Source organism: Arenibacter aquaticus, from assembly GCF_003957295.1.
Taxonomy (GTDB): domain Bacteria; phylum Bacteroidota; class Bacteroidia; order Flavobacteriales; family Flavobacteriaceae; genus Arenibacter; species Arenibacter aquaticus.
In genome coordinates, this window is the sequence record NZ_RQPJ01000021.1 from 962,803 (window position 1) to 969,790 (window position 6,988).

At 37.4% G+C, this 6,988-nt stretch carries 7 protein-coding genes, 1 tRNA gene and 1 riboswitch; of the genes, 2 read left to right on the forward strand and 6 right to left on the reverse strand.

Going from position 1 to position 6,988, the window contains the following annotated elements:
- Nucleotides 1-56: 56 nt before the first annotated feature.
- From EHW67_RS19830 to EHW67_RS19845, 4 genes are all read right to left on the reverse strand, one after another.
- A complete protein-coding gene (locus EHW67_RS19830) occupies nucleotides 57-1,076 on the reverse strand; it encodes an acyl-CoA dehydrogenase family protein (RefSeq protein WP_126164115.1) in 1,020 nt (339 codons plus the stop codon).
- Nucleotides 1,045-1,650, reverse strand: a complete 606-nt coding sequence (pnuC, locus tag EHW67_RS19835; protein ID WP_394343599.1) for a nicotinamide riboside transporter PnuC — start codon at nucleotides 1,648-1,650, stop codon at nucleotides 1,045-1,047. Before pnuC ends, EHW67_RS19830 begins: the two co-directional genes overlap by 32 nt.
- Before the next feature lie 56 nt (nucleotides 1,651-1,706).
- A riboswitch (TPP riboswitch) is annotated at nucleotides 1,707-1,817 on the reverse strand.
- 228 nt (nucleotides 1,818-2,045) lie between these two features.
- Nucleotides 2,046-2,633: a hypothetical protein gene (locus EHW67_RS19840; RefSeq protein WP_126164117.1), complete on the reverse strand. Its 588-nt coding sequence runs from the start codon at nucleotides 2,631-2,633 to the stop codon at nucleotides 2,046-2,048.
- Nucleotides 2,634-3,000: 367 nt separating this feature from the next.
- Nucleotides 3,001-3,651, reverse strand: coding sequence for a metal-dependent transcriptional regulator (locus tag EHW67_RS19845; RefSeq protein ID WP_126164118.1), 651 nt, complete (start codon nucleotides 3,649-3,651; stop codon nucleotides 3,001-3,003).
- A 128-nt stretch (nucleotides 3,652-3,779) separates the two neighbouring features.
- On the opposite strand from EHW67_RS19845, the gene EHW67_RS19850 reads away from it, so the two are divergent.
- Both EHW67_RS19850 and EHW67_RS19855 read left to right on the forward strand, forming a co-directional pair.
- Nucleotides 3,780-6,080 (forward strand): TonB-dependent receptor, encoded by a 2,301-nt coding sequence (locus EHW67_RS19850; protein WP_126164119.1) that lies wholly within the window; start codon nucleotides 3,780-3,782, stop codon nucleotides 6,078-6,080.
- Nucleotides 6,081-6,085: 5 nt separating this feature from the next.
- The gene (locus EHW67_RS19855) at nucleotides 6,086-6,568 is read left to right on the forward strand and encodes a thioredoxin family protein (protein ID WP_158285156.1); all 483 of its coding nucleotides are present in this window, start codon (nucleotides 6,086-6,088) and stop codon (nucleotides 6,566-6,568) included.
- 161 nt (nucleotides 6,569-6,729) lie between these two features.
- Here the strand turns inward: EHW67_RS19855 and EHW67_RS19860 are convergent.
- Together EHW67_RS19860 and EHW67_RS19865 are read right to left on the reverse strand one after the other, a co-directional pair.
- A tRNA-Pro gene (locus EHW67_RS19860) sits at nucleotides 6,730-6,804 on the reverse strand.
- A partial coding sequence (locus EHW67_RS19865; RefSeq protein WP_126164121.1) for a GIY-YIG nuclease family protein occupies nucleotides 6,795-6,988 on the reverse strand: 194 nt, incomplete at its 5' end. The genes EHW67_RS19860 and EHW67_RS19865, both read right to left, overlap by 10 nt.

Consider the following 6,988-nt stretch of genomic DNA (forward strand, 5'->3'; position numbering starts at 1 on the left):
CAACGATTGTAAATGGTCAAATGGACGGCACGTTTAAAAAAAAATAAGGTCGTCTGTTATTTCCTTGTAAAAATATGATGTTGGGTTGCGGTGAAATAATCACAGAAAATTTGGTTTATTTGCTCATCATTTCTGCTAGCCTTAACCCCTAAATAGGGAAATATAGCAACAATACTACTTGTAATGCATTTAACCGAATTGGAAGCCTCATTATGAATTTCCTGTACGTAGCTTGCTTTAAAGTTCATGTTGTTTCCTATCCCCTCCTCTATGTTTTGTGAAAAATGGTCAATCTTTTGATTGGAAAAGGCAATTGTATTTTCCAATTCCTCAAAATTCCTTTCAGGTATAAGGCTTTTAGCTTCTTCCAAAAGGTGTTCTGCCATACCAATATAATTTACCCAAAGTGTTAAATCGGCAAATACCGAAAATGGAATTTTAAATACGGGATGGGACAGATGATACTTATTATATTGGAAGCTGCAATTTTCATGTATAAGCTGATCTTTTACTTCAAAAGAATGTGTAGCCGTAGCCCTAAGCCCCATAGTATTCCAGTCCTCTATTATACGTACTATATTTTTAGGTATTACGAACGATTTTATTGTTGGTGATCCATCCTTATTTAATAGTTTTTTTCCATCTTCAATAATTTCGGCATTCAAGGTAAAATGCGAAAGGTATGGTGCTCCTGTGGCATAGTGCCATTTACCGGATATTTTATAATGGTCATTAATTTTTTCAGCTGTGCCATAAACCCCTCCACTACCTCCTAGACAAGGGGCGGATTCTGAATCCAAAAAAATTTCTTGGGACTTGCACTGTTGTAAGTTCCCAATAAAATAATTGGCGCCACTACAAAGTGTAATGGTCCAGCCCAGACTTCCGTCGATCCTTGCCAACTCTTTTAACTTGTCCAGCCCTTGGCTTAGGGACAGCTCAAGTCCGCCATAGGCTTTGGGAACCCAAATATTCCAAAGATTTTCGTCTATAATCCACTCTTGTACAACAGGAGAAAATACCTCCGCTCCAAAACAGTGTTCCCTAAGCTTCAGCTGTTCGTCTACTTGTATCATGTATAACAATTTTTCTCCATTTAAAATAGCCTGAGGTGCCCACCAAAAACAAAAATATGGTTAAGCCGGCATAAATGTACAGTTCCTTATAAAATAATAATGGGATAGAAATTATGTTGCTAATATTTAGGTATATCCAATTTTCCATCTTCCTCTTGGCCATAAGCCACATGCCCGCCCAGGCGAAGGCACTTACTGCGGCATCCCAAATTGGAACATCGGAATTGGTGTAATACATAAGCCAGTATACCATTAAGACAAAACATAACAGCACTATACCCATTGCCTTGATTTGCTCTTGTCCACTCGCATAAGAAATAGGCGTTTCTTCTTTTTGCTTGCCAAATTTCCAGTAAATCCATCCATATACGCTCATAACCAAATAATACATATTCAGTAATATATCGGCATAAAGCTTTGATTGGTAAAGTACCCATATACCGATCAGAATGGAAGTTATCCCAAATAAATAATTATGAATATTGTTATTCCTAGCAAGCAATACTTGACAAACCCCAAATGTGGTCCCTATAGCTTGTAACCATGTAAGATGTGTGAAAAAATTCTCCATCAAATTCCTATTTTTTATTAGTGAAATGGAATGATGAAGTAAATATCCAAGGCAGAAAAGCCATTTGGTATCAAAATCCCTACGCCGGCATTATCCGGATCAGGTATAGAGTAAAAACTCTTGGGTATCATCTCAGCCTACTCTAAAAGCAAGCACCCCATTTCAGATGCAAAGCTATGACTATTTTATGATTTGTTATTTGTTTTGTACCGGAAAATTAAGAAATGGGTTCATTTCATGGGGTACCCACTATCAACCAAAAATAGACTTAGCAGAAAAACGGATAGATGTCCAATATATATCAACCCCAAACATCTAACCCAAGGGTATCCTATTTCACCATATTCCAACAATATTCCATAGAGATATGGGTTATGGGATAGAACGATATCAATCAGTTATTTTCGTTTTTTTGGAGGTTTACATTCCTTGCAAAAATCTGAAAGTTCCGTCAGTTCTTTTTTAACGTCTTGGTGTTCTTTTTCCAAAAGTGCCGTTTTATTTCCAAAATCGGTTTCTGTATATACCCTGGAGCTAACCTTATTGCGTTCAGCTATCATTTTATCAAAATAAGGCTGAAAAAAAGATGCATCGGAAAACGTTTTTTTGTTCTCAAAAAGTTCTTTTCTAATCTTTCTTGCGTAAAGCTCAGAGAGGTCAAAATCATAGGAAACAAGAGCTATCAACCTCTTTGCCCTTAAACTGTCCGGTGCCATGATCACCGCAGCATCCCTGTTAAAGGTACAGCCCACTTTATCATTAAAATTTTTAGTGAACATTAATTCGATATTCGACATTTCAAATGCAAAATCAAGGGTAACCCCTGATTGTACAAAAACGTTGTCTATATCTTCATTGACAGCGGTTTTAGGACCTTGAAAGTCTTGTATACTTAAAGAGTGATAGGGTTCCCACTCAAGTCTGTTTTCCTGTGAAATTAGGCCATTGGACAGTATAACAAATAGCAGTAATAATCTATATAGCATATAATTAATTTCATTTATTATAGACATTCATATATAATGAATGACTACGTATTCTTTTCGGGAGTAAATATAATAAATCCTAGTTGTTTATATCACAGGTTAGTACCAGAGCATATTCTATTCATGCCAAGTTCTTAAACCGGCCAACACAGACAGGGAAAAGGTTTTAAAAAACGCAGAAACACCCTATTTTATCAGGGAAACTTTCCGTTAGTTACTATTGCTAGGATAATTGTTTTGAACATTAGCAGACACGGTTAAAAAAAGTATATATGGAAACTAGTTATAGTGCTCTCCAAAATAAGAAAACTATTAAAGTAATAATAAATCGTTATTTAAATAGAAATTAAGCTAGTATGAGTCTTTCCTAAACAACCAATAACTTATCACAAACCACTTTACTAAAAACTTCAGATGGTCTGTCACCATAGGTTACTGTCATGGTTCCATCAAATGGTTCTACGGAAAGAATCTCTATTTGGGTTTCCAAGGACAGCCCTTTAGTGTTCAGAAATTTTAAAAAATTCTCAGAGGAGTTTGCAACGGCCATAAATTTAACCCTTTCACCCTTTTTACATTCACTAAACTTCCGATACTGTTCCCCATGAATGTTTCCATTTATATCAGGAATGGGAGAACCATGTGGATCAAAAGAAGGATGTCCTAGAATCTCATCCATTTTGTTAAAAAACACCGGGGATTTCACATGCTCTATCTGCTCGGCAATATCGTGGACCTCCTCCCAACCAAAACCCATCACTTCAACTAAAAACATTTCGGTAAGGCGATGTTTGCGGATTATATGGGTTGCTGCTTTTTTCCCCATTTCGCTAAGGCGGACGGGTCTATATTTTTCATAATGCACCAGTTCCTTTTCGGCAAGCTTCTTCATCATACTGGTAACAGTTGGCATTTTTATCTCCAAACGCTTTGAAAGATCATTGACATTTACCTCTCCATGCTCATTGGACAAGGAAAACAGTGCTTTTAAATAATTTTCTTCAACTAACGAATTCATGCAACAAATATAACAATTGCAAAGTCACATTACTTTCTAAAATTTCTAAAATTATTTCTCTAAATAATTTGTTAGACTTATCTAACTTATTATTTTTGCCATACAAAATTAAATATTATACAATGTTAATGAAACACCATTCCAACAAACCCATGCTAATCGGATTAGCATTGCTTATTAGCTCTTGTTTGTTTTCCCAGAATGCCACCATATCTGGAAAAGTAACCTCAAACAATGAGTCCTTAGAGTTTGTAAACATCATGCTTCAAGGAACCGAAATGGGCGCCATAACCGATTTATCGGGGGCATACCGAATAACGAATATTAAACCGGGAACCTATAAGTTAATTGCTTCCTCTATTGGATATAAAAAGGAATATCAATCTATTGCCCTAAAAAGCGGGGATGCCTTAACCGTGAACTTTGAGTTAACGGAAGAAAATTCAGAATTGAACGAAGTGGTCATTACCGGTACAATGAAAGAGGTTTCCAAATTGGAGAGCCCCGTACCTGTTGAGGTTTATGCGGCTAAATTTTTTAAGAGTAACCCTGTACCTGCCATTTTTGATGCATTACAAAACGTAAATGGTGTTAGGCCACAATTAAATTGCAATGTTTGCAACACTGGGGATATTCATATTAACGGACTGGAAGGACCCTATACCATGGTATTGATAGACGGCATGCCTATTGTTAGTGGACTTTCTTCAGTATATGGGCTGAGCGGGATTCCCCAATCTCTGGTAGAAAGGGTAGAAATAGTAAAGGGTCCTGCTTCCACACTTTACGGTAGTGAAGCTGTTGGTGGACTTATAAATATAATTACAAAACAACCCATTAACGCCCCTTTATTATCTGTAGATGTATTTGGTACTACTTGGGGAGAGGTAAATACTGATATTGCCGCAAAATTCAATATTACCAAAAAGGCCCAATCCTTATTAGGAGTAAACTATTATAATTACCAGAATCCAATTGACAATAATAATGATAATTTCACCGATGTTACCCTACAGAATCGAATTTCAATTTTTAATAAATGGAATTTTTCGAGAAAGGACAACCGATTATTTTCGGTAGTAGGACGCTATGTTTATGAGGACCGATGGGGTGGTGAGATGAACTGGACTTCACAATATAGGGGTGGTAATGAAATATATGGCGAAAGTATTTATACCAGTAGATGGGAGCTTTTTGGTAACTATGAATTGCCTCTTAAGGACAGAGTAATGCTTCAGTTTAGTTTTAATGGCCATGATCAAAACAGTGTTTACGGGGATATGCCATATGTAGCCGATCAAAAAATAGCTTTTGGACAACTAACTTGGAACAAGGAGCTGGGAAAACATGATCTATTAACCGGCTTAACTTACCGTTATACATATTACGATGACGACACTCCTGCAACGGCTAATTTTAACAATCCCAATGTGAACCAAGCTTCCCATACCAATTTACCCGGACTGTTTGTTCAGGACGAGATATGGCTAAATGAAAACAACAAGCTATTACTTGGAATGCGTTATGACTATAATTCAATACATGGAAGTATCTTAACACCCCGAATTAACTACAAATGGAATTCCAAGGACAAAAATAATGTCCTCCGGTTTAGCCTAGGAAATGGTTACCGTGTTGCCAACGTATTTACGGAGGACCATGCTGCACTGACCGGGGCAAGGGAGGTGGAATTTCTGAGCGACCTGAAACCCGAGAAATCATGGAATGGTAACATCAACTTTGTCAAGAAGATATATACTGCCAATGGTACCTTTATTGGGCTTGATGCTACCGCATTTTATACCCATTTCAACAATAAAATTATTGCCGATTACGATACTGACCCCAATAAAATTATATATGACAACCTAGATGGACATGCCATATCGCAAGGGATTTCATTTAATATGGATATGGCGCTTGCCAACGGGTTAAAAATACTATTAGGCGCTACTGCAATGGATGTGTACAGCAAGGAAAATGGGGAGCGTATCCAACAATTGTTCACGGAGAAAATTACTGGAGTGTGGAACCTAGGATACACCTTTGAAAAAGCAGGATTGAATATTGATTATACGGGCAACTTATATGGTCCAATGCGACTGCCATTGTTGAGCGATACGGACCCAAGACAGGAATATTCGCCTTATTGGAGTATTCAAAACATACAGCTCACCAAAACCTTCAACAATGGGCTGGAACTATACGGTGGCGTTAAGAATTTACTGGATTGGACACCCAACAAAGGAAACCCTTTTATTATAGCCCGTGCAGATGATCCCTTTGATAAAAACGTTCAATTTGACGCTGACGGACAAGCGATGGTAACGCCAGACAACCCTTATGGACTAACATTTGATCCTTCCTATGTATATGGCCCTAATCAAGGAATTAGAGGGTTTTTAGGATTAAGATGGAGTATAAACTAAGGATCATGAAGATAAATATCGTTACAATAATTATTTTGATTACAGGGCTTCTCCCACTGGCCTCCCATTCCCAGGCAAAAAGCTACACATTTGAGCAGCTTGATAGTCTACAAACAATTGAAAGAAGAAAGGTAATCGTATTTATCCATACAGATTGGTGCCGATACTGCCAGGCAATGAAGAAAACAACCTTTAAAGCTAAAGAGGTGGTAAAAATGCTAGATGAGCATTATTGGTTCATTCAACTGAACGCCGAAGAAAAAAGAACCATTCAATTTAATGGGCAAGTATATAATTTTAAACCCACAGGTAATAATATTGGAATTCATGGGCTTGCCGAACAATTGGGATCCAAAGATGGTAAGGTTTCCTTTCCAACAGTGTGTATTATAAGTCCAGACTACAATGTCCTGATAAGGTACGATCAATTTATCTCTGCCCCCAATTTTCTCAAATTGATCAAAGATATTAATGAGTTTAGCAGATAAACTGGGATCAAGTTACTACAGTTCCCCTGAATGGCTGTACACCGATTTGTACACCTAATTAGGTGTGCACAATTGATATCAAATACAATGTCCAAAAACAAAAAAAACACTGAAAATCAATTGATTAACAGTGTTTTTATTACTACCCATTTCTAGGTTCGTCGGGGTGGCAGGATTCGAACCTGCGACCTCCGCGTCCCAAACGCGGCGCGATAACCGGGCTACGCTACACCCCGAAATGGTCATCTATAAAACGTTTTGCTCCTCTTTTCTTTATTCGCCGCTCCAAAATTACAGCTTCTGAACGAGATAATACTTCCAGTTGCAAAACTAATTTCCAAGGGGTCCCACTCTTGGTAGAAGGAACAATCCCTAGGTTATGTCTTTTCAATCTTTTTATGATATCCGTAGTCTGACCTA